The sequence below is a fragment of the Cupriavidus ulmosensis genome, from assembly GCF_977008105.1.
Window position 1 is genome coordinate 1670054 of the sequence record NZ_CDRMWP010000001.1, and the last position, 23790, is coordinate 1693843.

22 protein-coding genes and 1 pseudogene are annotated in these 23790 nt (G+C 71.0%); 11 read left to right on the forward strand and 12 right to left on the reverse strand.

Annotated features, from left to right (window positions below):
• Position 1: 1 nt before the first annotated feature.
• The 4 genes from gspE to ACWTPI_RS07565 all read right to left on the reverse strand — a co-directional run bounded on the left by gspE (position 2) and on the right by ACWTPI_RS07565 (position 5196).
• Complete coding sequence (gene gspE / locus ACWTPI_RS07550) at positions 2 to 1474, reverse strand: type II secretion system ATPase GspE (RefSeq protein ID WP_059413208.1); 1473 nt, start codon at positions 1472 to 1474, stop codon at positions 2 to 4.
• On the reverse strand, positions 1471 to 3834 hold the full coding sequence (gene gspD, locus ACWTPI_RS07555) for a type II secretion system secretin GspD (RefSeq protein WP_454731322.1): 2364 nt from the start codon (positions 3832 to 3834) through the stop codon (positions 1471 to 1473). Before gspD ends, gspE begins: the two co-directional genes overlap by 4 nt.
• Positions 3835 to 4115: 281 nt before the next feature.
• Positions 4116 to 4349 (reverse strand): type II toxin-antitoxin system prevent-host-death family antitoxin, encoded by a 234-nt coding sequence (locus tag ACWTPI_RS07560; protein WP_059413206.1) that lies wholly within the window; start codon positions 4347 to 4349, stop codon positions 4116 to 4118.
• A gap of 454 nt (positions 4350 to 4803) precedes the next feature.
• Positions 4804 to 5196, reverse strand: a complete 393-nt coding sequence (locus tag ACWTPI_RS07565; protein ID WP_454731323.1) for a hypothetical protein — start codon at positions 5194 to 5196, stop codon at positions 4804 to 4806.
• A 102-nt stretch (positions 5197 to 5298) separates the two neighbouring features.
• On the opposite strand from ACWTPI_RS07565, the gene ACWTPI_RS07570 reads away from it, so the two are divergent.
• The 8 genes from ACWTPI_RS07570 (at position 5299) to ACWTPI_RS07605 (ending at position 14085) form a co-directional block, all read left to right on the forward strand.
• A complete protein-coding gene (locus ACWTPI_RS07570) occupies positions 5299 to 6210 on the forward strand; it encodes a peptidylprolyl isomerase (RefSeq protein ID WP_059413204.1) in 912 nt (303 codons plus the stop codon).
• An 88-nt stretch (positions 6211 to 6298) separates the two neighbouring features.
• Positions 6299 to 7954 carry a ShlB/FhaC/HecB family hemolysin secretion/activation protein gene (locus tag ACWTPI_RS07575; RefSeq protein WP_454731324.1) on the forward strand — a complete coding sequence of 552 codons (1656 nt, stop codon included), beginning with the start codon at positions 6299 to 6301 and terminating at the stop codon, positions 7952 to 7954.
• Positions 7955 to 7986: 32 nt separating this feature from the next.
• Positions 7987 to 9900 (forward strand): DUF2341 domain-containing protein, encoded by a 1914-nt coding sequence (locus ACWTPI_RS07580; RefSeq protein WP_059413202.1) that lies wholly within the window; start codon positions 7987 to 7989, stop codon positions 9898 to 9900.
• Positions 9901 to 9912: 12 nt separating this feature from the next.
• Complete coding sequence (locus ACWTPI_RS07585) at positions 9913 to 10320, forward strand: ExbD/TolR family protein (protein ID WP_059413201.1); 408 nt, start codon at positions 9913 to 9915, stop codon at positions 10318 to 10320.
• A gap of 8 nt (positions 10321 to 10328) precedes the next feature.
• Complete coding sequence (locus tag ACWTPI_RS07590) at positions 10329 to 11024, forward strand: TonB family protein (protein ID WP_454731325.1); 696 nt, start codon at positions 10329 to 10331, stop codon at positions 11022 to 11024.
• Positions 11025 to 11076: 52 nt separating this feature from the next.
• Entirely contained in the window at positions 11077 to 12870 is a 1794-nt protein-coding gene (locus tag ACWTPI_RS07595; protein WP_454731326.1) for a putative porin, read from the forward strand.
• Between the two features lie 8 nt (positions 12871 to 12878).
• Positions 12879 to 13628, forward strand: a complete 750-nt coding sequence (locus tag ACWTPI_RS07600) for a hypothetical protein (protein WP_454731327.1) — start codon at positions 12879 to 12881, stop codon at positions 13626 to 13628.
• A gap of 13 nt (positions 13629 to 13641) precedes the next feature.
• On the forward strand, positions 13642 to 14085 hold the full coding sequence (locus tag ACWTPI_RS07605; RefSeq protein ID WP_454731328.1) for a YbjN domain-containing protein: 444 nt from the start codon (positions 13642 to 13644) through the stop codon (positions 14083 to 14085).
• Between the two features lie 6 nt (positions 14086 to 14091).
• Here the strand turns inward: ACWTPI_RS07605 and ACWTPI_RS07610 are convergent, their stop codons facing one another.
• The 6 genes from ACWTPI_RS07610 to ACWTPI_RS07635 form a co-directional block, all read right to left on the reverse strand.
• Complete coding sequence (locus tag ACWTPI_RS07610) at positions 14092 to 14745, reverse strand: hypothetical protein (protein WP_454731329.1); 654 nt, start codon at positions 14743 to 14745, stop codon at positions 14092 to 14094.
• 385 nt (positions 14746 to 15130) lie between these two features.
• A complete protein-coding gene (locus ACWTPI_RS07615; RefSeq protein WP_082079671.1) occupies positions 15131 to 15799 on the reverse strand; it encodes a TetR/AcrR family transcriptional regulator in 669 nt (222 codons plus the stop codon).
• A 133-nt stretch (positions 15800 to 15932) separates the two neighbouring features.
• Positions 15933 to 17561 carry a cation/acetate symporter ActP gene (actP, locus tag ACWTPI_RS07620; protein ID WP_370552849.1) on the reverse strand — a complete coding sequence of 543 codons (1629 nt, stop codon included), beginning with the start codon at positions 17559 to 17561 and terminating at the stop codon, positions 15933 to 15935.
• A gap of 5 nt (positions 17562 to 17566) precedes the next feature.
• Positions 17567 to 17926, reverse strand: a complete 360-nt coding sequence (locus ACWTPI_RS07625; protein ID WP_454731330.1) for a DUF485 domain-containing protein — start codon at positions 17924 to 17926, stop codon at positions 17567 to 17569.
• A gap of 36 nt (positions 17927 to 17962) precedes the next feature.
• The gene (locus ACWTPI_RS07630) at positions 17963 to 19183 is read right to left on the reverse strand and encodes an FAD binding domain-containing protein (RefSeq protein WP_454731331.1); all 1221 of its coding nucleotides are present in this window, start codon (positions 19181 to 19183) and stop codon (positions 17963 to 17965) included.
• A complete protein-coding gene (locus ACWTPI_RS07635) occupies positions 19180 to 19659 on the reverse strand; it encodes a VOC family protein (protein WP_454731332.1) in 480 nt (159 codons plus the stop codon). Before ACWTPI_RS07635 ends, ACWTPI_RS07630 begins: the two co-directional genes overlap by 4 nt.
• A gap of 285 nt (positions 19660 to 19944) precedes the next feature.
• Between ACWTPI_RS07635 and ACWTPI_RS07640 the strand changes: the two genes are divergently transcribed.
• Positions 19945 to 20115: a hypothetical protein gene (locus tag ACWTPI_RS07640; protein ID WP_454731333.1), complete on the forward strand. Its 171-nt coding sequence runs from the start codon at positions 19945 to 19947 to the stop codon at positions 20113 to 20115.
• A 34-nt stretch (positions 20116 to 20149) separates the two neighbouring features.
• On the opposite strand, the gene ACWTPI_RS07645 is transcribed toward ACWTPI_RS07640, so the two are convergent.
• Both ACWTPI_RS07645 and ACWTPI_RS07650 read right to left on the reverse strand, forming a co-directional pair.
• Positions 20150 to 20605 carry a universal stress protein gene (locus ACWTPI_RS07645; RefSeq protein WP_059413191.1) on the reverse strand — a complete coding sequence of 152 codons (456 nt, stop codon included), beginning with the start codon at positions 20603 to 20605 and terminating at the stop codon, positions 20150 to 20152.
• A 159-nt stretch (positions 20606 to 20764) separates the two neighbouring features.
• Positions 20765 to 21280: a hypothetical protein gene (locus ACWTPI_RS07650; RefSeq protein ID WP_059413190.1), complete on the reverse strand. Its 516-nt coding sequence runs from the start codon at positions 21278 to 21280 to the stop codon at positions 20765 to 20767.
• 269 nt (positions 21281 to 21549) lie between these two features.
• On the opposite strand from ACWTPI_RS07650, the gene ACWTPI_RS07655 reads away from it, so the two are divergent.
• Together ACWTPI_RS07655 and ACWTPI_RS07660 are read left to right on the forward strand one after the other, a co-directional pair.
• The gene (locus tag ACWTPI_RS07655) at positions 21550 to 22449 is read left to right on the forward strand and encodes a polysaccharide deacetylase family protein (protein WP_454731334.1); all 900 of its coding nucleotides are present in this window, start codon (positions 21550 to 21552) and stop codon (positions 22447 to 22449) included.
• Positions 22446 to 23720: pseudogene (locus tag ACWTPI_RS07660) on the forward strand (putative glycoside hydrolase); the annotation flags it as partial. The gene ACWTPI_RS07655 and the pseudogene ACWTPI_RS07660, both read left to right, overlap by 4 nt.
• Between the last annotated feature and the right edge of the window lie 70 nt (positions 23721 to 23790).

Genomic DNA, 23790 nt, shown 5'->3' on the forward strand with positions numbered 1-23790 from the left:
GTCAGTCCTTGGTCACGCGCAGCACTTCCTCGAGCGTGGTGTCGCCGGCGTCGATCCAGCGCTGGCCGTCCTCGCGCATGGTCAGCATGCCGCCGGCCACGGCCGCGGCGCGGATGTCGGCGTCCGCGGCCTGCTGGTGAACCTGGCGGCGCACCGCGTCGTCCACCACCAGCAATTCGTAGACGCCCGAGCGCCCCTGGAAGCCGGTGGGGCCGCAGCGGTCGCAGCCCACCGGCCGCCAGCGTCCGTCTTCCAGCCGCCGGCACGCCGGGCACAGCCGCCGCACCAGACGCTGCGCCAGCACGCCCAGCAATGACGACGACAGCAGGTAGGGCTCCACGCCCATGTCCGTCAGCCGCGTGACCGCGGACGCCGCGTCGTTGGTGTGCAGCGTGGCCAGCACCAGGTGGCCGGTCAGCGACGCCTGCACCGCGATCTGCGCGGTCTCCAGGTCGCGGATCTCGCCGATCATGATGACGTCCGGGTCCTGGCGCAGGATCGCGCGCAGGGCCTTGCCGAAGGTCATGCCGATGCGCTCGCCGACCTGGGTCTGGCCAATGCCGTCGAGGTCGTATTCGACCGGGTCTTCCACCGTCATGATGTTGGTGGTGCCGGCGTCCAGCCGCGACAGCGCGGCGTAGAGCGTGGTGGTCTTGCCGGAGCCGGTCGGGCCCGTCACCAGCACGATGCCGTGCGGCTGGCCGATCAGGCGGTCGAAGCGCTGCAGCGTGGCGGCGCCCATGCCCAGGCGCGCCAGGTCGAGCCGCCCCGCTTCCTTGTCCAGCAGGCGCAGCACGGCACGCTCGCCGTGCGTGGTGGGCAGCGTGGAGACCCGCACGTCCACCGGGCGGCCCGCCACGCGCAGCGTGATGCGGCCATCCTGCGGCAGGCGTTTTTCGGCGATGTCCAGCTGCGCCATGATCTTGATGCGCGAGATCAGCGCGCCGTGCAGCGCCTTCTTGGGCTTGACGATATCGCGCATGGCGCCGTCCACGCGCAGCCGCACGACGGAGCTTTGCTCGAAGGCCTCGATATGGATGTCCGACGCGCCTTCGCGCGCGGCCTGGGTCAGCAGCGCGTTGATCATGCGGATCACCGGCGCGTCGTCCTCCGCCTCCAGCAGGTCTTCCACGGCGGGCAGTTCCTGCATCAGGCGCGACAGATCCACTTCGCCCTCGACCTCGCCGACCACCTGCGCGGCGGAGCCTTCGTTGCCGGCATACGCCTGGGACAGCGCCTGGCGCAGGTGCTCGGCCGCGACCGTGACCCAGTCTTCGACGCCGAAGGTGCGGGCCGCCTCGGCGATCGCCTCGGGCGGCGTTTCCTCGCACACCCACGCGGTCGGCGGGCCTTCCGCGCGCGCGATCAGCAGCAGCCGCGCGGCGCGCGCCCAGCCATAGGGCACCAGGCGCGCCGACACGCCGGCGGGCAGGGTGGGCGGGGTGAGGTCGGGCTCGACGGCGGTGGCGTTCATCCGTTGTCTCCGGGGCGCGCGGCATCCGGCGCGGCTGGGGATGGCGCGGCCGGTGCCTCATGCTCGCGCGGCGGCGGCAGCATCAGCGACGAATCGGTGGCCTGCGGCCGCGCGGGCACCGGCGTGCGCCTGTTGCCGAGCTCCAGCGGCGAGGTCGGCGGCATGCCGTCGGCCTGCGGCAGCCGCGGCGTGTCGTCGTCGCGCACGAACCAGTTGTCGGTGGGCGCGCGCGCGCCTTCGCCGCGCATGTAGTCGTAGCGGGTCATCACCACGTCGCGCGCGGCTTGCGGCGAGCGCATGATCACGGGCCGCAGGAACACCATCAGGTTGGTCTTCCTGCGCTGCTTGTTCTCGTAGCGGAACAGGCCGCCGATCAGCGGGATGTCGCCCAGCCCGGGCACCTTCTGCACGCCTTCGTTGTAGCTGTCCTGCATCAGGCCGCCGAGCACGATGACGTCCCCGGCATCGACCATCACCGCGGTTTCCAGCGCGCGCTTGTTGGTGGTGGGGCCGTTGACGCCGCCCGGATCGATCACGTCCGAGGTCTCCTGGTAGATCTGCATCCTGACGCTGTCGCCGTCGGTGATCTGCGGGCGCACGCGCAGCGTCAGGCCCACGTCCTGCCGCTCGATGGTCTGGAACGGCGTGACGGAGGCGGACGAGCCGGTCTGGGCGTAGGACCCGGTGACGAAGGGCAGGTTCTGGCCGACGATGATGTGGGCCTCCTCGTTGTCCATCACCATCAGGTTGGGCGTGGACAGGATATTGACGCCGCTCTGCTTCGAGAGCGCGCGCAGCAGCACGTTCAGGCCCAGCTTGCTGCTGAGCACGCCGATGTTGAGGCCGCCCGCGCCCGGCAGGCTCGACGCCAGGCCGGCCAGGATGCCGCCGCCCGCGGCCGTGTCGGCGCCCACGTTGACGATGTTCTGGCCGCCGCTGCCGAAGTTCGTGCCGCCGAACGCGCGGCCGTTCTGCGCCTGCCACTGGATGCCCAGCTCGGCGGCGTTGTCGGAGGTGATCTCCACGATCATCGATTCCACGTAGACCTGCGCGCGGCGGGTGTCGAGCTCGTCGATCAGCGCGCGCAGGTTGCGGTACACCGGCTCGGACGCGGTGATCAGCAGCGAGTTGGTGGCCGGGTCGGCCTGGATGGTGCCGCCCGTGGTGGACTGGCTGGCGCTGCCGCCGCTGTTGAAGCTGCCGCTGCCGAGCCCGCTGGCGCTGCCCGATCCGCCCGATGTGCCCGATGTGCCGAGGCCTCCCGACGAGCCCAGGCCGGACGACGAGCTGCTCGTGCCGGAGGGCAGGGGCGGCATCGACGGATACGACGCCTGCAGGGCCGTGGCGGGCGCGGCCGCGCCCTGGCCGCCGCCGGCCCCGGACGACTGCATGGAGAGCGTGGCGTCCGCCGCCACCAGCGCGCGCAGCGTCTGCGCCAGCGTGACCGCGCTGGCGTTCTTCAGCGGCACCATGTACATGTTGCCGGGCCGCGTGGAGCGGCGGTCCAGCCGTTCCACGAGCGCCTTCGCCTGCCGCATGCGCTCGGGGCTGGGCGCGCGGATCAGCAGCGTGTTGCTGCGCGGCTCCGCCACCACGGCGATGCGTGGCGCGCCGCCTTCGCCGCCGGAGCCGCCCGAGTTGCTTGCCGACCCGGCGCTGCCACCGCCGCCACCGCCGCTGCCGCCGCTGCCGCCGTCGAGCATGCGCTGCAGCAGCACGGCCACGTCGCTGGCCACGGCGTTTTCCAGCGCCACCACCTCCACCTCGCCGCCGGGCGTGCCGCGGTCCACCGCCGCGATGATGCCGCCGATGCGCCTGACGTTGTCGGCGTAGTCGGTCACGACGATGGTGTTGTTGTTGGCGTAGGCGTTGATGGTGTTGTTGGCGGAGATCAGCGGCCGCAGCACGGGCACGAGGCTGGTGGCCGATTCGCGGGACAGGCGGAACACGCGCGTGATGACCTGGCCGCCGCTCGCCTCCGCGTCGCCGCCACCGGCGCCGGTGACAATGGGCATGCCCTGCAGCTTCGCGTCCGCTTCCGGCAGGACCTTGACGGTCCTGCCGTCCGCCACCATCGCGTAGCCCTGCAGCCGCAATGCCGACTGCAGCATGCGCATGGCGTCCGCGGTGCCGAGCGGCTGGTCCGAGGACAGGCTGACGGTGCCCTTGACGCGCGGATCGACGAACACGGTCTTGCCGTCCGCGCCGGCGATGGCCTGCACCACCTGCGAGATATCCGCGTTGTCGAAGTCCAGCGTGACCTGGCGGGCGGCGGCCTGCGCCGCGGGCATGGCGGCGCTCAACAGCAGCGCGGTGGCGAGCGGCAACACGTGGCGCGAGGGGATGCGGGCGAGCGGCATGGTCGGTAGCGGATTGCCGTAACGCGCCTGCTATGCGCCCGGCCGGCGTGAATCGGGCGCCCCGGGGACCGCACGAAACTGCTTGCGGATACCCCGGGGCGCGGTGCATCGCCTAAGGTATCGGCGCATTGCGGCACAACCGTGGCGGCGTCGGGGAAGGTTCTGTCATGAAGTCATCACGACGCGCGTGCCGCCGCCCGCCGCGGCGTTTGAAGCGAGAGCGCGATGTGGAAATCTTTTCCCGCGCGGCGGCGCCGGGAAGCGGGCCGCGCGCTACGGCATCAGGCGTTGCCGTTCTCGTTGCCGCACGGCGATGGCGCGGGCCGCTCCGCTTCGTGGGCGCGGTTTTCCGCGAGCAGGGTCATGACTTCCCGCCACCACGAGGCGGACACCAGGTAGGCATGCGGGCGCTGGTGCTTGACCACCAGCACCGGCTGCTCTTGCGCGGCCTGCAGGGCCCGCGATGGATTGGCGCTGAATTTGGTGACATTAATGACCCACTGATTTTCCGTCATGCTTTTTCCCTATTTTTATCAAGACGAAACCGCGGCCGCTTGTAGCGGCAGCGGTGAATGGAGTCCGGAAAACGGAAGGCGATGACCGGCGATATGCTGAATTGCCCCGTCTCATTGCCGATTCACGTGTTCGCGCCTGAGGATATGGGCTTGCGCCGACTCGCGGGAAAGACCCCCGGCAAGCACAGCGATAATGCGTTGCCAGTGGCTCCCGGCGAATCGAGGCGGCGCATTGCTGCTGCATTGCACAGATCACGGATCATGCTATGCGAGCCCTATGTCGGAATCGTTACACATTCTTCTTAGACGGTGCCATATATCGTTCCCAATGCGCGCGCGCGTTGTCGCCACGTGGCGTGGCCGCGCGTCTCCCCCCAATGGGAGGGGGGTAGCGCCATGCGTCGCGCGATGGGCAGCGTGACGGGCAGCGTGACGGGCAACGCCAGCGGCAGCGTCAGGGATGGCGCCCGAGCGCGGGCAGGTAGACGGGCCGTTGCGGCGGACGCTGCGCATTGACCGATGAGCCAAAGGTATTGCCCATCCGGTTGGCGGTGGCCGAGTAATTGAACATGCCTGCCTGGTTCGATGGCAGGCCCGCGAGCTGTTCGCTCAGTGCGCCCGCGGCCGGCTTGCCGCCGCCCCTGGCGCCGCCTCTTGCCGCCTGCTCGAGCCTGTCGTTCAGGCATGCCAGCGCGGGCGCGCGCTGGCCGTTCACCTCGACGCTGACGCATGGCACGGTGTCTTCCGCCGGCCGCGGCGCGCCGGAAATCTGCCCAGATTCCGCAACAACCACGTCACCGTGCGCCGTAAGAATCGCCGCAATCGCAAATGCATGAAGTCGTTTCAACGCTGCGCTCCCAGAAATTTCCTGGCTGGATTGCCTGAGTATCGGCACCCGCCGGCCGCCGTGGACCGTCGTTGAGAGAAACGCTACAGGAGGTCCACCGTGATGCGCAAGCTGATCTTCGTTGTTCCCCGTGCCATTGCCGGCGCGGCGCTGTTCTCGGTACTTGCCGTGGCACCCGGCACCGTCGTGGCCGCCGACAAGATCGTCGCGCAGAGCGGCAAGGCCAGTGTCACGCAGGCGGAGCTGGAGACGTTCCTGCGCGCGCTGGACGCGCCGTCGCGCGCCCGGCTCGCGGCGGACAAGCCGACGCTGGAGCGGCTGGTGCAGAGCCGCCTGGCGCAGAAGAGCGTGCTGGCCGAAGCCGAATCCAAGGGCTGGGCCAGGCGCCCGGAAGTCGCCGCGATGGTGCTCGACGCGGAGCAGTCGGTCATTGTGCGCAGCTATCTGGAATCGGTGACGCAGCCGCCGCAGGGGTATCCGTCGGACACCGAGATCAAGGCGGCGTACGACGCCAGTCCCGCCGCCTTCACCGCGCCGAAGCTGTACCACGTGGCGCAGATCTACGTGGCGGCCGAGGGCGACGAGGCGGCGCGCGCCAACGCGCGCAAGGAAGCCGAGAGCATCGCGCGCCAGGCGCGCGGCGCCGGCGCCGATTTCGCGGCGCTGGCCAGGGCGCGCTCGCAGGAGCCGCGCTCGGCCGCGAACGGCGGCGATACCGGCTGGCTGCCGGAGACGGAGATGCTGCCCGAGATCCGCGCCGCGGTGGTGGCGCTGAAGCCGGGCGCGGTGTCCGAGCCGGTGCGTTCGCCCACCGGCCTGCACGTGCTGAAGCTGATCGCGGTGCGCGAGGCCGGACTGCGCCCGCTCGACGAAGTCAGGGAGCCGCTGCGCGCGAAGCTGCGCCAGCAATACCAGAGCGACGCCGCGCAGGCCTACCTCAAGCAGCAGACCGCGGCGTCGGCCGCCAGCGTGGACCAGTCCGCGCTGGACAGCGTCATCTCGGCGGTGCGCTGAACGCGGGACGGGCCGGCGGGGCCGGCCATGCCAGGGCGGCCAGCCGCCAGCCTGCCGGCGTTGCCGGACAACAAAAAAGGGTAGGGGTATGAAGACATCCCGGACACACGGGATCGGGGCCCGCGCGCGCCGACGCAGGGCGGGGGCGGTGCTGCTGGCGCTCGCCGCGGCGGCCGCGCAGGCCGCGGCCGCGGCGGAGCCGGCCGCACAACCGGCCGCGCAGCCGGGCGCACAACCGGCCGCGAGCGAGCCGCGCCGGTTCGACGTCAACGAATACGTGGTGCGCGGCAACACCATGCTCGACGAGGGCGACATCGAGGACGCGGTGGCGCCGTTCCTGGGGCCGTCGCGCACCGCCGACGATGTCGAAGGCGCGCGCGCCGCGCTGGAATTGCGCTACCAGAAGCGCGGCTACCAGTCCGTGGTGGTGGAACTGCCCGAGCAGCGCGTGGCCGGCGGCGTGGTGCTGCTGCAGGTCGGCGAGACGCGCGTGGGACGCCTGCGCGTGGTCGGCGCCGAGCACTATTCCCCGGCCGCGGTGCGCGACGCGGTGCCGTCGCTGGCCGAGGGCAAGGTGCCCGACTTCAATGCCGCGCAGAAAGAGCTGACCGCGCTCAACGCCTCGCCCAACCGCCAGGTCGTGCCGATGGTGCGCCCGGGCTCGCTGCCGCAGACCGTGGACGTGGAGCTGAAGGTGGAGGACCACCGGCCGCTCAGCGGCAGCGTGATGCTCAACAACGACCACAGCGTCGACACACACGCGCTGCGCGCCTCGGCCACCATCGGCCATGACAACCTCTGGCAGATGGGGCACCAGGCATCGGTGACGTTCTTCGGCGCGCCGCAGGACCTGAACGAGGCGCGCGTGTGGTCGTTCAGCTATCTCGCGCCGTTCGCGGGCACGCCGTACAGCGTGCAGGCCACCGGCTATGTCTCGGACAGCAACGTGGCCACCACGGGCGGCACCAGCGTGCTGGGCAAGGGCAAGGTGTTCGGCATCCAGGGCAACTACGCGCTGCCGCCCGCGGGCGACTGGTCCGGCTCGCTCGGGCTCGGCATCGACTTCAAGGACATGGACGAGGCGGTGTCGCTGGGCGGGGCCGCGTCCAACGTGCCGCTGCGCTACCTGCCGCTGACGCTGTCGTTCAATGCGTACCGCTTCGGCGAGCGCTCGCAGAGCTCGGCCGCGCTTGCGCTGACAGGCGGTTTCAACGGCTTCGGCGTGGGCAGCGGGTGGGCCGAGTACGGCGCCAAGCGCTACCGCGCCTCGCCGGACTTCATCTACCTCAAGGGCGACGGCACGCACACGCAGACGCTCAAGGGCGGCGTGGAGCTCTATGCGCGCGGCGCCTTCCAGGTGGCATCCGGCGCGCTGGTCTCCGGCGAGCAGTTCGCCGCCGGCGGCGCGACCAGCGTGCGCGGCTATTACTCGGCGGAGGCCACCGCGGACGATGGCCTGCTCGCCTCGCTGGAGGTGCGCTCGCCGTCGTACGCGGACTGGCTGTGGCCCGGTGTCGACGAATGGCGCGTCTACGGCTTCTTCGACGCCGCCACGCTGAAGCTGCGCGACCCGCTGCCGGAGCAGCGCCGCAGCTACACGCTGCTCGGCGTGGGCTTCGGCTCCAGCATCCGGCTCTTCCGGAACGTCACCGGCAAGCTCGACGTGGGCTGGCCGTTGCGCGACGCGCAGCGTACCGAGGCGGGTTCCCCGACCGTCAACTTCAACCTTCGCACTACTTTTTGATGGGGCCGGCGCGCACCCAACGGAGCACTGTTATGCGTAAATTGCTGCTATCCCTCGCCATGCTCGGTGCCTGTCTGCCGCAGGTGGCACAAGCCTGGTGGCAACAGGACTGGTCCTTCCGCAAGCCGGTCTCGGTCGATACCACGCCCAAGGGCGCCAACATCGCGGAGCCGCTCGGACGCATGCCGGTGCTGGTGCGCCTGCACGCGGGCAACTTCCAGTTCGACGCCGTGCAGGACAAGGGCGGCGACCTGCGCTTCGTCGCGGCCGACGACAAGACCCCGCTCGCGCACCAGGTCGAGCAGTTCGATTCCCTGCTGGGCATGGGGCTGGTCTGGGTGGACATGCCGGCGGTGCCCGGCGGCGCGCGCCAGGATATCTGGATGTACTACGGCAACGCCAAGGCCCCGCAGGCCGGCGGCGCGTCGCCGTTCGACGCCGACTACACGGCGGTCTATCACTTCGACGGCGCGGCGGGCACGGCGCCGGCCGACGCCACGGCGTACCACAACAACGCGCAGGCCGGCGTGCCGGTGGGCGAGGGCCTGATCGGCCAGGCGGCGAAGCTGGACGGCAAGGCGGGCATCGCCCTGCCCGCCAGCGATTCGCTGCGCGTGGCCGCCGGCGGCGCCATGACGTTTGGCGCGTGGGTGCGCGCGGACGCCGCCGCGAACGGCGTGCTGTACGCGCGCCGCGAGGCCGGCAACGCGCTGCTGGTGGGCCTGGCCAACGGCGTGCCCTATGTGCGCGTGGGCCAGCAGCAGGCCGCGGCCAGCGAGCCGCTGGGCGCGCAGCAGTGGACCCACGTGGCGATGACCGCGGGCGGCGGGCAGGTCGCGCTGCTGGTCAACGGCCGCGAGGTGGCGAAGGTGGCTGCCGCGCTGCCGGCGTTTGCCGGCGCGGCCATGATCGGCGCCGACCCCGCGGGCGAGTTGCCGGGCTTCGCGGGCCAGCTCGACGAGGTGCGCATCTCGCGCGTGGCGCGGCCCGCCGCGCTGCTGGCCGCGGAGGCCGCGATGCAGGGCAGCGACTCGAAGCTGCTCGCCTACGGCCCCGACGAAAAGCAGGCCGGCAGCGGCTTCGGCGAGATCGGCTTCATCCTGACCAACGTGCCGGTGGACGCGTGGGTCGTGATCGGGCTGCTGGCCGTCATGGCCGTGCTGTCGTGGTGGGTCACCTACGTCAAGGCCACCTACGTGAGCCGCGTGTCGCGCGCCAATGACGAATTCATGGCGCAGTTCCGCAAGGTCGGCCACCGGCTCGAGGCGCTGGCGGAATCGGTGCCGGCCAATCCGGGCCTGTCCCGGCGGCTGGCCGATTCCACGCTGTACCGGCTGTACCAGGTGGCCGTGGGCGAGCTGCGCAGCCGGCGCGAGCAGGACGGCAACAAGGCCGTGGCCGCCGAGACCATCGAGGCCATCCGCGCGTCGATGGACGCCACGCGCGTGCGCGAGAACCAGCGCCTGAACCGCGGCCTGGTGCTGCTGACCATCTCGATCTCGGGCGGGCCGTACCTGGGCCTGCTAGGCACGGTGGTCGGCATCATCCTGGTGTTCGCGGCGGTGGCGCTGGCGGGCGAGGTCAACATCAACGCCATCGCGCCCGGCATCGCGGCCGCGCTGGTGGCTACCGTGGTGGGCCTGTTCGTCGCCATTCCGGCGCTGTTCTCGTACAACTACCTGCTCACGCGCAACAAGAACGTGAGCGCGGACATGGACGTGTTCGTGGACGAATTCGTCACGCGCCTGGCCGAGCTCCATGCGGGCAGCGAGAGCGAGGTGGCGCAGGCCGAGGCCGGCGGCCACATGGACCGCCTCGTGGGCGAGCTGATGCGCCGCTTCGCGGAAGCGGGCCTGGTGCCGGCCCGGCAGGCGGGGGCGGGCGGCGTGGGCATGGCCCCGTCCGCCCGCGCCGGCGAGCGCGGCCCCGGTGCCGGCGCGCTCTGAGGGGAATCCATCATGGCCGCCACGCACGACGACGACAAGCCCTACGACGACATCAACATCACGCCGCTGCTGGACCTGGCGTTCGTGCTGCTGATCATCTTCATCCTGATGACCACGGCCGCGGTGCAGGGCATCAAGGTGGACCTGCCCAAGGCGAGCGCCTCCGCCAGCCTGTCCGAACAGAAGATCAAGGCCATCACCGTGACCGACTCGGGCCAGGTCTACCTGGACGCGTTTCCGGTCACGCTGGCGGAGCTGGAGGACCGGCTGCGCGCGCAGCGCGCCCAGACGCCGGACTTCCCGGTCATCGTCAAGGGTGACGCCGCGGTGCAGTACCGCAAGGTCATCGAGGTCCTGGACCTGCTGCGGCGGCTGGAGCTGCAGCAGGTGGGCCTGGTGACAGGCAAGCCAGCCAACTAGGCCGCGTCATGGAACAGCAGCCGTACGACGATCGCGAGGCCGCGCCACGGCGGCGCTGGCGCGGGCCGCTGGCCGGCGCCGTGGCAGCGCTGGCGCTTGCGCTGGCCGGCTGGGCGCTCTGGAAATGGGCGGGCGATACCGCGTCCGCGAGAAAGGAGGCGCCGCGGCTGCCGCCGATGGTCTCGCTGCCGCCCCCGCCGCCTCCGCCCCCGCCCGAGCAGAAGCCGCCGGAGCCGGTCAAGCAAGAACGCATCCGCACGCCGGATCCCAAGCCGATGGAGCCGGCACCCAGGCCCGCGGAAGCGCCCAGGCCGGCCAACGACGCGGCGCAGAGCGTGACCATGAACGCCGACGCGCAGGCCGGCGCGGGCGGCATCCAGGTCGGCAGCGGCGACGGCATGGGCAGCGGCGGCGCCGGCCGCGCGGGCAACGCGACGTATGGCCAGTACCTGGCCTACGCGCTGCAGCGCGCCGTGCAGCAGAACCCGGCCACCGCGCGGCTCGCGTTTCCGCAGGTGATGGTGAACATGTGGATGGACGAGAACGGGCGCATCACGCGCGTGGAGCTGGTGCGCTCGACGGGCAGTGCGGCCACCGACGAAGCGCTGCTGGCGGCGCTGCGCGCGCTGGGCCGCGTGGACGAGCGGCCGCCGGCGGGCCTGAGCTTCCCGGCCCGCGTGGTGATGCAGGCGCGGCGCCCGTGACGCGCCGCCGGGACCCGGGCCGGACATGAGAGAGATCTTTGAGGAGAGAGCAATGAATCAGTGCAAGGCATCGCGCCTTCGCCATCCGGTGCTGCGGCCGCTGGCCGCCGCCCTGACGCTTGCGGCGTGCTGCCAGCAGGGCCATGCGCAGGGCACCGTGCCCCCGGCATCGGCGGACGTCACGCAGAACCTGATCCGCATCCTGGTCATGCGCGGGACGCTGACCCGGGAGGAAGGCGAAACGCTGCTGGCGCAGGCCCGCGCGGCGGCGCAGCCGCCGGCCGCGGCCGGGCCGGGGGCCGCAGGTGCGGCGGCGGGCGTGGCGGCGGGAGCGGGGGCCGCGACCGTGGCCGCCGCGGCCGGCGGCGCGCAGCCGGGCGACGTGCGCGTGCCCTATGTCTCGCCGCGCGTGCGCCAGCAGATCCGCGACGAGGTCAAGGAAGAGGTCATCGCGCAGGCGAAGGAGGAACACTGGGCCACGCCCAACACGTTCCCCGACTGGGTCTCGCGCATCACCCTGTCCGGCGACGTGCGCGTGCGCTACCAGGCCAACCTGTACGGCGGCGGCAATGCGCCGACCGTCGACTACGCGGCCGTCAACGCCAACGGCCCGGTCGACTTCGGCCCCTCGGCCAACTCGCTGCCGCCGCTGCTCAACACCGACAAGAACCGCACCGACCTGCTGCGCCTGCGCGCGCGGCTGGGCGTCACCGCCGCGGTCTCCGACGACCTGACCGCGGGCATCCGCATCGGCACCGGCAGCAGCAACGGGCCGGTGTCGACCACGCAGACGCTCGGCGGCGGTTTTGCCAAGAAGAGCATCTGGCTGGACCAGGGTTATCTGGACTACCGTTTCACCGATGCGTTCCACGTCACCGCCGGCCGCTTCGGCAACCCGTTCTATGGCCTGGACAACAACGACCTGGTGTTCTCCAACGACCTGAACTTCGACGGGATTGCCGGCGCCTGGCGCAAGTCCGTCGGCACGCGCGGCGTCACGGCGTTCGTGACCGGCGGCGCGTTCCCGGTCAACTACAGCGACGACAATTTCCCCTCGAACGCGCAGGAAAAGTCGGACAGCCGCAACCAGTGGCTGTTCGCGCTGCAGGCCGGCGCGGAATGGAAGCTGGCCGGCGGGGACCGCTTCAAGGGCGCGGTGGCGTATTACCACTTCACCGACATGCGCGGCCAGTTCTCGCAGCCGTGCCTGACGTCCTCGCCTTCCTGCGACACCGACAATTCGCGCCCGGCGTTCATGCAGAAGGGCAACACGCTGTTCGGGCTGCGCAACAACGTGCCGGTGGACGTGAACGACACCTCGAACCCGCAGTTCTTCGGGCTGACCCAGAACTTCCGCCCGCTCAACATAACGGGGCAGTGGGACACGCATGTGTTCGGCGGGCTGCCGTTCAGCTTCCAGGCCAGCTACGTGCGCAACCTGGCGTACAACAAGGACCGCCCGTTCTCCGACCCGCGCTCCTACCCGGCCAACCACTACGAAGGCGTGGACGGATCGACGCCGCTGAGCGAGTACAAGGACAAGTGGCGCAGCGGCCCGAACGGCTACCTGGTGCGGGCCATCTTCGGCAACCAGGCGGTGTCGGCGCGCGGGCAGTGGAATTTCATGATGGGCTACAAGTACCTGGAGCCCGATGCGGTGCCGGACGGCTACACCGACCCGGATTTCCGCCTGGGCGGCACCAACGCGCGCGGCTATTTCCTGGGGGCGGCCTACGGCATCGATAAGAACGCCTGGCTGCAGGCGCGCTGGCTGAGCGGGCGCGAGGTCTATGGCGACCCGTTGTCCATCAACGTGCTGATGCTCGAACTGAACGCCAAGTTCTGAGGTAGACCATGCTGCAATCACGGATGAGGAACGGGGCGCTGGGCGTGGCCGTCGCGGCATGGCTGCTTGCCGTGCCCGCGCCGGCCGGCGCCCAGGCGCAGCCGCAGGGCACGCTGGAAGACCGCCTGCGCACGCAGCTGCGCGCGCTCAACGCGCAGAACCAGCAGATGCAGGCGGAGCGCGCCACGCTGCAGGCGACGCTGCGCGCGGCCGAGGAAGGCAAGGCGGCGGCGGCCAGGGAACTGGCCGAAGCGCGGGCCGAGCTGGAAGCCAGCCGCGGCCGGGCGCAGGGGCTGGCGGCGAGGCAGCGCCAGGTGGAGGAGAGCGCCGCCGAGCGGACGCGCCAGGCCGATGCCGCGCGCGACGAGCAGCAGCGGACGGCGCGCGGGCTGCAGCAGCAGCTTGCGGCGATGACGCAGGAGCGCGGCCGCGCGCTCGACGCGCAGCGCGAACGCGACGCGCAACTGGAGCGCTGCGGCGCGATGAACGCGCGGCTGCAATCCATCGGCAAGGAAATCCTCGATGCCTACGAGCATTTCGACGTGGCCGACGCGGTCGCCTTTCGCCATCCCTTCGCGGCGGGCGCGCGCGTGAAGCTGGAGACGCAGGCCCAGGTCTACGGCGATGCGCTGTACGAGAACAAGTTCGATCCGCGCGGCGTGGCGGCGCTGCCTGTGCCATCCGCCGCGCCATCCGCTGCATCACCCGCCGCGCCGTCCGCGCCATCCGCGCCAGTCGCTGCCGGCGCCGCCCACTGATCCGGGACACGTCATGAACGATATCAGGATACTGTCCGCCGTCGACGCGGACGAACTGGCCGCCGCCATCCGCGCGGCCGGCTGCGCCGTGACCACGACCGAGCGCGATGGCAAGACCCAGTTGCACAGCGCCAGCCAGGGCGTGGGCTTCCAGGTGCTGTGGGGCAATGCCGCGGAGACCGGCGGCCACGTCGATTTCACGCTGAGCTGCGCGCTGCGCGTCAGCGGCGGCGAGGTGCCGCGCGCGCTGCTGGACGGCTGGCAGCGCGGCAAGCGCTTCGCGCGGCTGGCCACGCACGGCGAGCTGATCGTGCTCGAGATGGATGTGGTGCTGGTCGGCGGCGTGACCCAGGCCCATCTCGAGGCCATGCTGCGGCTGTGGGTGATGATGACCGGCGAATTCCTCATCCACCTGCGCAACACGGCGGCGCAGGCCGACCCCGCGGGCGTGTCCTGAGCGCCGTCAGGCCGGAGTGCGCGCTCCCATGTACAGCAGGCCGCCGGTGTCGTTGCGCACGGTCAGCAGCACCTGCCCGCCGACCATCGCGAGCTCGCCGTTCAGCGTCCGCCCGTTGAGCGAGCAGCCGCGCGGGCCGGCGACCCGCACCGCGACGGCATGGCATCCGGGCGCGTCGCACGGATCGACGCTGGCCTGCACCGAGCAGTTGCCGGGCACCCGGGCCGAGAGCTGCCAGCCGGCGCCAGGCATCTCGCCGGCGGTGATCGACACCTTCAGCGGCCCCGCCTCCTGGCAGGCCTCGACGCGGCCCGCGTACTGGCCCGCCGGCGTCTCGCGCGGGAGGTCCGGCGTGTCGACCGAGCTGAGCACGAACAATTCGTCGTCCGCGCCATCCCGGCTGATGCGCAGTCGCAGGTCGCCCGGGGACAGGCATGCCACCGAGATCTCCACGGGCCGCGTCACGCCATCGAATGGCACGTACTCGGTGGCGCCGCCGGCGTGGTCCAGGTAGACGAACGCGCTGGGCTGCCCGGCCCGCTCCCCGAACGCGACGATGCCCACGTGGGACGTGCCGCGCAACACCGCCACCGCATGCCGCATCCTGTTGCTTGTTCCCCTGAAGACTTCCGGCATGACCGCGTGCACGACCTGTTCCATATTGATTTCCATAACCGTCTGGCGCGCCAATATTGCCAGAATTAAACGTTATTTATACCTGAAATAAGCGAAATAATCGCGCTCGGCCTACAGGTAGTTCACGTTTGATACAGCACGTGGTTGACAGGGCGTGAAGCGGATTTGCGTATGTGACTAATTTACAACCTCATGGCTGGCGGGAACGCGCGCGGCTTGCCGGCGGTGCGCCATGACGGTGCGCATGACAGTGCCGTGCGGCGCGGCGGCGCGGGGAAGGGCGCCGGCCTGGTGGCCGCGCGGAGCGAAGCCGGCAGGCGCGTGGAAACGCCGGGCAGGCCGTGCCCGCGGGTTCGGGACTTGCGCGAGGTGATGAAAGGGCGGCCGGCGCGGACGCCCGGCTCGCGGGTCAGCCCGCCCGCAGCGCCCGGATCGCCGCCGGCGCGCCGTGCAGGAACATGTCGACCTGCTGGCGGATGACCGCGTCCACGTTGGCCGGCACCTTCAGGCCGTAGACCCACTTGCGCACGCCGATATAGAAGATGGCCGCATGCAGGCTCCAGATCATCTCGATCTCGGCCTCGGTTTCCGCCGCGTTGCGCGGGGCGGCGATGCCGAAGGCTTCCCGGACCTCGGCCAGCACGGGCAGGAACACCTTGCTGCGCAGCTTGCTGAGGTATTTGTTGTTGATGCCCTCGTGGGTCAGGCCGGCGAAGATGAACAGGCGGATCCATTCCTCGCGCAGAATCACCGAGGCATAGTCGAGGTAGAACGCCTGGAGCCGCTCGGCCAGCGGCTTCGCGCGGTCGGCGATCTGGCGGTCCCAGTCGGGGCGCCACTGGAACACCTCGTGGTAGACCCGGTCGATGAGCGCCTCCTTGCTCTCGAAATAGCGATAGAGCAGCGGCTGGGTGACGCCGATCTGGCGGGCCAGCTCGCGCGTGCTGCCGCCGAAGCCGTTGCGCGTGAAGTGCTCGATGGCCTTCTCGACGATCTGCTGTTCCCGTTCCTCGGGCAGCAACCGCCGCGTGCCCTTGCTGGCGGTCTCGTCCGGAGTGGGGGTGGCGGGTGGCTCCATGACTGTCTCTCTCGGCTTCCGGCATGCGGATGATGCCCGGATTCTACCAATCGCCCGATAAACGAAAAGGCGGGGAGCGTGTTCGCCTGTCTGTCCCCCGCCTTGTCCCCCGCCTTGCGCCATGCCGCCCGGGTCAGGCGCCGGGTTTGCCGGCGATGCCGAGTTCGCAGTCCACGCGCTGGTTCTGGTAGGCATCGCGCTCCCAGGCGCCGCGCGCGGAGCGGTCCGTCACCGAGAACGCATAGATGCCGGCGAACGCCACCAGCATCGAGAACAGCGCCGGATACTCGTACGGATAGATGGCCGCGGCATGCCCCAGCACCTGCACCCACACCGTCGGGCTCAGGATCGTGAGGACGACCGCGGTGACGAGCCCGAGCGTGCCGCCGGCCACGGCGCCGCGCGTGGTCAGGCCGCGCCAGTAGACCGAGAGCAGCAGCACCGGGAAGTTGGAGCTGGCGGCGATCGAGAACGTCAGGCTGACGATGAAGGCGATGGTCTGCTTCTCGAACAGGATGGCGAGCAGGATCGACAGCACGCCCAGCACCAGCGTGGTGACGCGCGACACGCGCATCTCTTCCCGGTCGGTCGCCTTGCCCTGGCGCAGCACCGTGGCGTAGAGGTCGTGCGAGATCGCGGAGGAGCCCGCCAGCGTCAGCCCGGCCACCACGGCGAGGATGGTCGAGAACGCCACCGCGCAGATGAAGCCCAGGAACACGTTGCCACCCACCGCATGCGCCAGGTGCACCGCCACCATGTTGACCCCGCCGATCACGGCGCCGGCGCCGTCGTGGTACAGCGGCTCGCGGGCCACCAGCGCGATGGTGCCGAAGCCGATCACGATGATCAGCGCGTAGCCGGTGCCGACGATGCCGGTGGCGTAGAGCACGCTCTTGCGCGCGGCCTTGACGTTGCCGACCGTGAAGAAGCGCATCAGGATGTGCGGCAGGCCGGCCGTGCCGAAGATCAGCGCCAGCCCGAGCGAGACCGCCGACACCGGGTCCGAGACCAGGCCGCCGGGACGCATGATGGCGTCGTGCCTGCCGTGCGCCGCGATGGCGTGCTCGAACAGGCTGTTCAGGCTGAAGCCGAAGCGGCTCATGACCATGAACGCCATGAACGCGCAGCCGGCCAGCAGCATCGCCGCCTTGATGATCTGGATCCACGTGGTGGCCAGCATGCCGCCGAAGAACACGTACACCACCATCAGCACGCCGACCAGCACCACCGCCGAGGTGTAGTCGAAGCCGAACAGCAGCTCCACCAGCTTGCCGGCGCCCACCATCTGCGACACCAGGTACAGCAGCACGATCACCATCGAGCTCGAGGCCGAGAACGCCCGGATCGGGCGCTGCCGGAGGCGATAGGAGAGCACGTCGGCGAGCGTGTAGCGCCCCAGGTTGCGCAGCGGCTCGGCGATCAGGAACAGGATGATCGGCCAGCTTGCCAGGAACCCGATCGAATAGATCAGGCCATCGTAGCCGCTGGTGAAGACCAGCGCGGAAATGCCCAGCAGCGAGGCGGCGGACATGTAGTCGCCGGCGATCGCCCAGCCGTTCTGCATGGCGGTGATCCTGCCGCCGGCGGCGTAGTGGTCGGCCACGCTGTGGTTGCGCCTGGCGGCCCAGCGCGTGACGGCGAGCGTGGCGGCGACGAACGCCACGAACATCGCGATGGCGATCATGCTCATGCCCTGGCCCACCGGCGACGTCGCCGCCAGGGCGGGGCCGGCCGCGGTGAGCGCGGTGAGTGCGGTCAGCATGCGGTTCATGGCTGCGCTCCCTTGCGGATGTCCGCAATCATGCCGTCGTAGACGGTGTTGGTGCGATGCACGTAGATGGCCACGAGCGCGAACGTGAACGCGAACATGCCGAAGCCGACCGGGATGCCGACGCTCATCGGCTGGCCCGCCACCAGTTGCCGGGCCAGCAGGTCGGGGCGGAACGCCAGCGTGAGGATGAAGCCGAAATAGACCAGCAGCATGGCCGCGGTCAGCGTCCACGAGAAGCGCCGGCGCGCGCGCTGCAGGCGCTCGAAGGCCGGCTGGCCCAGCATGGCGTGCGGTATGACCGGGGCATCGGTCCCGGCGAGATCGAGATGCGCCGGATAGGGGGCGGCTTGGGGCATGGTTGTTGTCTCCGAATGGATGTTGTCCGTGATGGTTCAGAATTGCCGCGACACGGCGGTCTCCCGCATCACCGCCTCGGGCGTGCGGTAGCGCTCCGCCATCGCGCGGTCCTGCTCGCTCCTGAGCTGCGCCTGCATGTAGGCGCCGAGATGGCGCGCGTGCTCGACGACCGCCTGCCCGACCTGGACGCGCTCGGCGCTGTACGCCCGCAGCGCCGCCTCGACGGACCGGTGCGCCGCCAGCGCGCGGGCCAGCGCCACCGCGTCGCCCGCCGCCTTGGTGACGCCCATGCCGCAATGCGGGCGCGCCACGAACGCGGCGTCGCCGAGCAGCGCGATGCGGCCGAAGGCCATGCGCGGCACGGTCAGGTCGTAGATCGGCTGGAACAGCGGCTGGGCGGTGCGCGCCACCACCTCGGCGAACTGCGGCGCCAGCAGCGTGGCGGCGGCGCTCTCCATGTCGGCGAGCACGTCGGCGCGGATCAGGCCCGGCGGGATGCCGGCGCGCCAGCACTTGCCGCTGGCGTCGGTCAGCAGGTCGGCCAGCGCGTCGTCGGGCGTGGCGCGATACCAGACGAAGTTGTAGCGGCGCTGGCCCGGCGCGATGCTGTTGCCGTCGCCGGCGACCGGATAGCCGAGGATCTGCTCGCGGGGCGGCAGGCAGAAGGCGAACTTGCCGAAGATGGCCGCGTGCGTGGCCGGCGACAGCCGGGCCTCGTCGACCAGGCCGCGCCAGGCGATATAACCCGCGTACTCGAGCCGCGCCGAAGGCAGCAACTGCTCGCGCAGGCCCGAGCGGAAACCGTCGGCGGCGATGACGAGGTCGGCGCGGTGCGTCGATCCGTCCTGCAGCGTGACCGTGGCGTGGTCCGCATGCGACTCGACCGCGCTCACGGCGGCGCCGGTGCGGTAGACGCCGGGGAACGCGCGGCCCAGCACGTCGTACATCTTGCCCCAGGCCGTCAGCGTCTGCGGCAGCTCGCGCGCGGACACCGTGGTGCCGTCGCGCGCGAGCGTGACGCGGGTATCGACGCGCACGCCGATGCCGTCGTCGACCGCCACGCCGGCCGCCGCCAGCGCCTCGAACAACTCCGGATGCGTGACGATGCCCGCGCCGCGGCCGGTCAATGCCTCCGGCGTGCGCTCGAAGACCTCGACGTCCCAGCCGTTGCGCGCAAGCAGATTGGCGGCGAACAGTCCGCCGAGCGAGCCGCCGACGACGATCGCCCTGGGTTGCGTGTGCTGCGCGGGATTCATGCCAGTGCTCCAGTCCGTGCCTGCGCCTCTGCGGGCAGGTCCAGGCCCGCCACTTCCCCGGCCGGGTAGTTGAGTTCGATCGTCACGCCCGAGGGATCCTCGATGAAGACCTGGTGCAGGCCGAGGCTCGGCACCGTGCGGTCGCGCCACGCGATGCCTTCCGCGCGCAGCGTCTGCCACATCTGCGCGACGCCGGTGGCCAGGAAGGCAATGTGGTCGAGCGTGCCGGTGCCGGGCTCGGACACCGGCTTGTCGCCAAGATAGGCGGTCAGGCCGGCCGGATCGTCGGGGTCGATGCCGATGATGTGCACGGTGCCGTAGCTACCCTCGTCGCCGCCCATGTAGAGCCACGCGCCGGGAAACGCGAACGGCGGGCGATACCCGCGCCGAAACCCGAGAACACGTTCGTAGAACGCGCACGACCGCTCCAGGTCGGTCGTGCGGATGGAAAAATGTGCGAGCTTGCTCAGCGCCATCGCTGCTCCTTTCAAGTTATCGTACGATCAGTGATCGGTTGATAAATTATAAGGAGGATGCCGGGCCGGACCAAGAGAGCAGGGGGTGGGATTTACCCTGACGCGCGGGCGCGCCGTGTTCCGCTTTCTGGATTCTGGATTCTGGAAGGGATGCGGCGCCGGCGGCCGGCGCGCGAGGGGGCAAGACGGATCGTCGGGTCGTCGGTTTCAGGCGGCGCGCTCGGCAGGCCGCCTTCCGCCCCGGTCCGGGCAGCGCAACCGGGGTCCGGCGCGGAAGGGGCGGGCGTGGGTAGCCGCGCCGACGCCCAGCCCGACGTGCGCCGCCGCGACGCGGGCATCGGCTACCTGTACGCGATGTCCAGGCGCACGGATCTCCACGCCAACGCGCTGTACGACAAGCTCAGCAACCAGGGCAGCGGCATGACGGCCGGCGTCGGCATCCGGCACAAGTTCTGAGCGTTCCGAGCGCGGCGCGCGCGCTCGCGCGCGGTCAGCGCTCGGTCTCGCTGCGCACCAGCAGGACCGGCTTGTGGCTCTTCTGCAGCACGCCTTCCGACACGCTGCCCATCACCAGGCGCCGCAGGCCGCGCCGGCCATGCGTGCCGAGCACGATCAGGTCCGCGTTCTGGCGGTCCGCTTCGGCCACGATGGTGCTGGAGATCTGCCCGGGAGAGACGGGTTTCTCGATCAGCTGGGTGGTGTGGCGGATGCCGGCTTCCGCGAGCCGCCTGGCGGCCGTGGCCAGCGCTTCGCGGCCCAGGGTGAGGATGCTTTCCACCAGCTTGTTGGGGTCGTAGGCGCCGACCGGGAAGAAGGCGTCGCTGTCGTCCGCCACGAACAGCGCCTCCACCTCGCTGCCGGTCGCCTTGGCGATGATGATCGCCTGGCTGATGGCGAGGTCGGAAGAATGGCTGCCATCCACGGCAAGCAGGATTTTCTGGTACATGGCGGGTCTCCTTTCAACGTTGTCATGGCGCGCCCGGCGAGGGCGCGCGTCCTTCTTGCAGCATAGGTGACGGCGGCGGCGGGTGCTTGACGCATATCAAGCGTTGGCGCCGGTGCTTCCGCGTGCTCATCGTCCGCTCCTGGCCCGCTCCTGGTCCGCCTATCGCCCGGCCGGCTTGCAGCCGCCGCCGCAGTAGAGCCAGGAGCGCTCCGCGTCGTTGACCGCGATGCGGAAGTCCAGCGCCGCCGGCTTGCGGCCGGCGGTGAACTTCCGGGTCTGCGAGACGCCCTGGTAAGTGATGCGCGCGCGGTAGCTGCCGGGCGGCAGCTTCACGTAGAGAAACGGCCCGGACGTGACCAGCGAGAACACCGGCTTGCCCCGCGCGTCGGCGAGCGCCACCGCCACGTCGGACAGCCATTCGCCGGTGCGGGCGTCGGCGAACTGCATCTGGACGTTGAACGCGGCGCGCATCGAGCGCATCCGCGCGGCTTCGTCCGCGCCGATCCCGCCGGACAGGTAGGCGATGCCGTCGCGCTGCTCCACCCGCGGCGGGTTCGGGCCCAGCGGCGTGGCCGGCGGCGCGGTCGCCGCCGGCGCGGCCGCGGCGTGCAGGCAGACCAGCAGGGCGGCAAGCGCGTGCTTCCACGGCGCGGGAAAAGGGCGGTGACATGGCATGGTCGGGCTCCTGGTGTCCATGAGGCGCGGGCGCCGCCAACGCGCCGGCGCCGCCGGCGATCCGTCCCTGCATCGTAGGCAATGCCGGCGCTTCGGCATTGATCCCGGTCAGCCGCCGCGGCAATGCGCGGACATGCGCCGTCAGAGGCCCGGGCTTGACGTGCGTCATGTCCCGCCGGGCCGCGGCATCCAGAATGGATATGCGCGCGCCGCCATGCCGCCAGCCGGAGCGGCCCGGGAGAGGGCGCGGGAATCACACGGAGAATGCGATGCATCGGAAGCAGCAGCAGGGCGGGTGGTGCCGTCTTCTGTGCCGGGCCGTGCTGCTGCCGGCGCTGGCGCTCGCCGCGCTGGCGCTCGCCGCGCTGTCGGCCGGCGCGCAGGCGCCTGGCGCGCAACGCCGGGTTCCCGTGCTGGTCTATCACCGCTTCGGCCCGGTGGCCGCGGACAGCATGACGGTGCGCACGGCCACGTTCGAGGCGCACCTGCGCATGCTTGCCGCGCACGGCTACCACGTCGTGCCGCTGGCCGACGTGGTGCGGTGGCAGCAGGGCGGGCCGGATACGCTGCCGGAGCGGGCCGTGGCGATCACGGCGGACGACGGCCATCGCTCGGTGTTCGACGTGATGCTGCCGATCGCGCGGCGCGAGCATGTCCCGGTCACGCTGTTCATCTATCCCTCGGCGATTTCGAATGCCGCCTATGCGCTGACCTGGGATCAGTTGCGCGCGCTCAAGGAGACCGGCCTGTTCGCGGTGCAGTCGCACAGCTACTGGCACCCGAACTTCAACACGGAACGCAGGCGCCTCGCGCCTGAGGCGTTCCGCGCGTTCGCGCACATGCAGCTGCGCCGCGCGCGCGAGCGGCTGGAGCAGGAACTGGGCGGCCCGGTGCGGTGGCTGGCGTGGCCGTTCGGCATCCATGACGAGGAACTGATGGCGATCGCCGCCAGCGAGGGCGTGGAGGCGGCCTTCTCGCTGCAAGGCAGCGCGGTCACGCTGGCGTCGCCGCGGCTGGCGCTGCCGCGCTTCCTGATGACCGACGCCTGCGGCGACGGCTGCCTGGCGCGGATGCTGGCGCAGGCAACCGCGCCGGCCTCGCCCGCCGTGTCCCGGTCGCAGACATCCCCGCCGCACGCATCCCGGCCGCGGGCCGGAGCCGCGCAATGAGCGCCCTCGCGCGCCGCCTGTGTGGCTTCGCGCTGGCGCTGGCCGCGTGGCATGGCGCGGCGGCGGACACCGTCACCGGCACCGTCGTCGATGCGCACACCGGCGCGCCCCTGGCCGGGGCCACGGTGGTGGTGATGGACGATGCCGCCGCGTCCGCCCAGACCGGCGCGGACGGCGGCTTCGCGCTGGCCGCGCCGCCGCCGGGCGCGGGCATCGGCATCGGCGCCAGGGCTCCCGGTTATGGCCGCGCGCTCGCCACGGCCACCGGCGGCGCGCCGGTGCGGCTGGCGCTGACGCCGGTGCGGCCCCGCGCGGTCTACCTCTCGGTGTTCGGCATCGGCAGCGCGGCATTGCGCGACGCCGCCGTGGCGCTGCCGCAGGCCAGCGCCATCAACGCGCTGGTGATCGACGTCAAGGGCGACCGCGGCATGACGCCTTACCGGAGCGCGGCGCGCGACGCCATCGGCGCCAGCGCGCAGGTCAAGGCGCCGGCGCCGCTGGTGCGGGACTTCCCGGCCTTGCTGGCCGGGCTGCATGCGCGCGGGCTGTACCTGATCGCGCGCATCGTGGTCTTCAAGGACGAGCCGCTGGCCGCCGCGCACCCGGACTGGACCGTGCGCGACGGCCAGGGCGCGGTGTGGCGCGACCGCGAGGACCTGCGCTGGATCGATCCCTTCGAGACCGAAGCCTGGCAGCACAACCTCGACCTGGCGGAGGAGGCGGCGCGCATGGGCTTCGACGAGATCCAGTTCGACTACCTGCGTTTCCCGGATGCCGGCGGGCTGCGTTTTTCGCGGCCCAACACGCAGGACAACCGGGTGGCCGCCATCACCGGCTTCCTGCGCGCGGCGCGCGCGCGGCTGGCCCGCTACAACGTGTACATCGCGGCGGACATCTTCGGCTACGTGTGCTGGAACCTCGACGACACGGCGATCGGCCAGCAGCTCGAATCGCTCGGCGCGGCGCTGGACTATATCTCGCCCATGCTCTATCCCTCGGGCTTCACCTGGGGCCTGCCGGGCTGCACCCGGCCGGTGGAGCACGCCGGCGAAATCGTGGCGCGCTCGCTGGCCGAGGCCAGGAAGCGCACCGGCCTGCCGGGCGTGCGCTTCCGCCCGTGGCTGCAGGCCTTCCGCGACTACGCCTTCGACCACCGCGAGTTCGACGCCGACGAGATCCGCGCGCAGACGCAGGCCGCGGACGCCGAGCAGACCGACGGGTGGATGCTGTGGAATCCGCGCAACCGCTACGATCCGGCGCAGTTGCCGCAGTTGCCGCAAGCGGGGCTGCCAGCGCAACCGGCGCAGCGAGCGCAACCGGCGCAGGCAGCGCCCCCGGCCA

Coding starts and splice junctions, on each gene's coding strand:
- gspE (WP_059413208.1), bottom strand. CDS start 1,474: ATGAACGCCACCGCCGTCGAGCCCGACCTCACCCCGCCCACCCTGCCC.
- gspD (WP_454731322.1), bottom strand. CDS start 3,834: ATGCCGCTCGCCCGCATCCCCTCGCGCCACGTGTTGCCGCTCGCCACC.
- ACWTPI_RS07560 (WP_059413206.1), bottom strand. CDS start 4,349: ATGACGGAAAATCAGTGGGTCATTAATGTCACCAAATTCAGCGCCAAT.
- ACWTPI_RS07570 (WP_059413204.1), top strand. CDS start 5,299: ATGCGCAAGCTGATCTTCGTTGTTCCCCGTGCCATTGCCGGCGCGGCG.
- ACWTPI_RS07575 (WP_454731324.1), top strand. CDS start 6,299: ATGAAGACATCCCGGACACACGGGATCGGGGCCCGCGCGCGCCGACGC.
- ACWTPI_RS07580 (WP_059413202.1), top strand. CDS start 7,987: ATGCGTAAATTGCTGCTATCCCTCGCCATGCTCGGTGCCTGTCTGCCG.
- ACWTPI_RS07585 (WP_059413201.1), top strand. CDS start 9,913: ATGGCCGCCACGCACGACGACGACAAGCCCTACGACGACATCAACATC.
- ACWTPI_RS07590 (WP_454731325.1), top strand. CDS start 10,329: ATGGAACAGCAGCCGTACGACGATCGCGAGGCCGCGCCACGGCGGCGC.
- ACWTPI_RS07595 (WP_454731326.1), top strand. CDS start 11,077: ATGAATCAGTGCAAGGCATCGCGCCTTCGCCATCCGGTGCTGCGGCCG.
- ACWTPI_RS07600 (WP_454731327.1), top strand. CDS start 12,879: ATGCTGCAATCACGGATGAGGAACGGGGCGCTGGGCGTGGCCGTCGCG.
- ACWTPI_RS07605 (WP_454731328.1), top strand. CDS start 13,642: ATGAACGATATCAGGATACTGTCCGCCGTCGACGCGGACGAACTGGCC.
- ACWTPI_RS07610 (WP_454731329.1), bottom strand. CDS start 14,745: ATGGAACAGGTCGTGCACGCGGTCATGCCGGAAGTCTTCAGGGGAACA.
- ACWTPI_RS07615 (WP_082079671.1), bottom strand. CDS start 15,799: ATGGAGCCACCCGCCACCCCCACTCCGGACGAGACCGCCAGCAAGGGC.
- actP (WP_370552849.1), bottom strand. CDS start 17,561: ATGCTGACCGCACTCACCGCGCTCACCGCGGCCGGCCCCGCCCTGGCG.
- ACWTPI_RS07625 (WP_454731330.1), bottom strand. CDS start 17,926: ATGCCCCAAGCCGCCCCCTATCCGGCGCATCTCGATCTCGCCGGGACC.
- ACWTPI_RS07630 (WP_454731331.1), bottom strand. CDS start 19,183: ATGAATCCCGCGCAGCACACGCAACCCAGGGCGATCGTCGTCGGCGGC.
- ACWTPI_RS07635 (WP_454731332.1), bottom strand. CDS start 19,659: ATGGCGCTGAGCAAGCTCGCACATTTTTCCATCCGCACGACCGACCTG.
- ACWTPI_RS07645 (WP_059413191.1), bottom strand. CDS start 20,605: ATGTACCAGAAAATCCTGCTTGCCGTGGATGGCAGCCATTCTTCCGAC.
- ACWTPI_RS07650 (WP_059413190.1), bottom strand. CDS start 21,280: ATGCCATGTCACCGCCCTTTTCCCGCGCCGTGGAAGCACGCGCTTGCC.
- ACWTPI_RS07655 (WP_454731334.1), top strand. CDS start 21,550: ATGCATCGGAAGCAGCAGCAGGGCGGGTGGTGCCGTCTTCTGTGCCGG.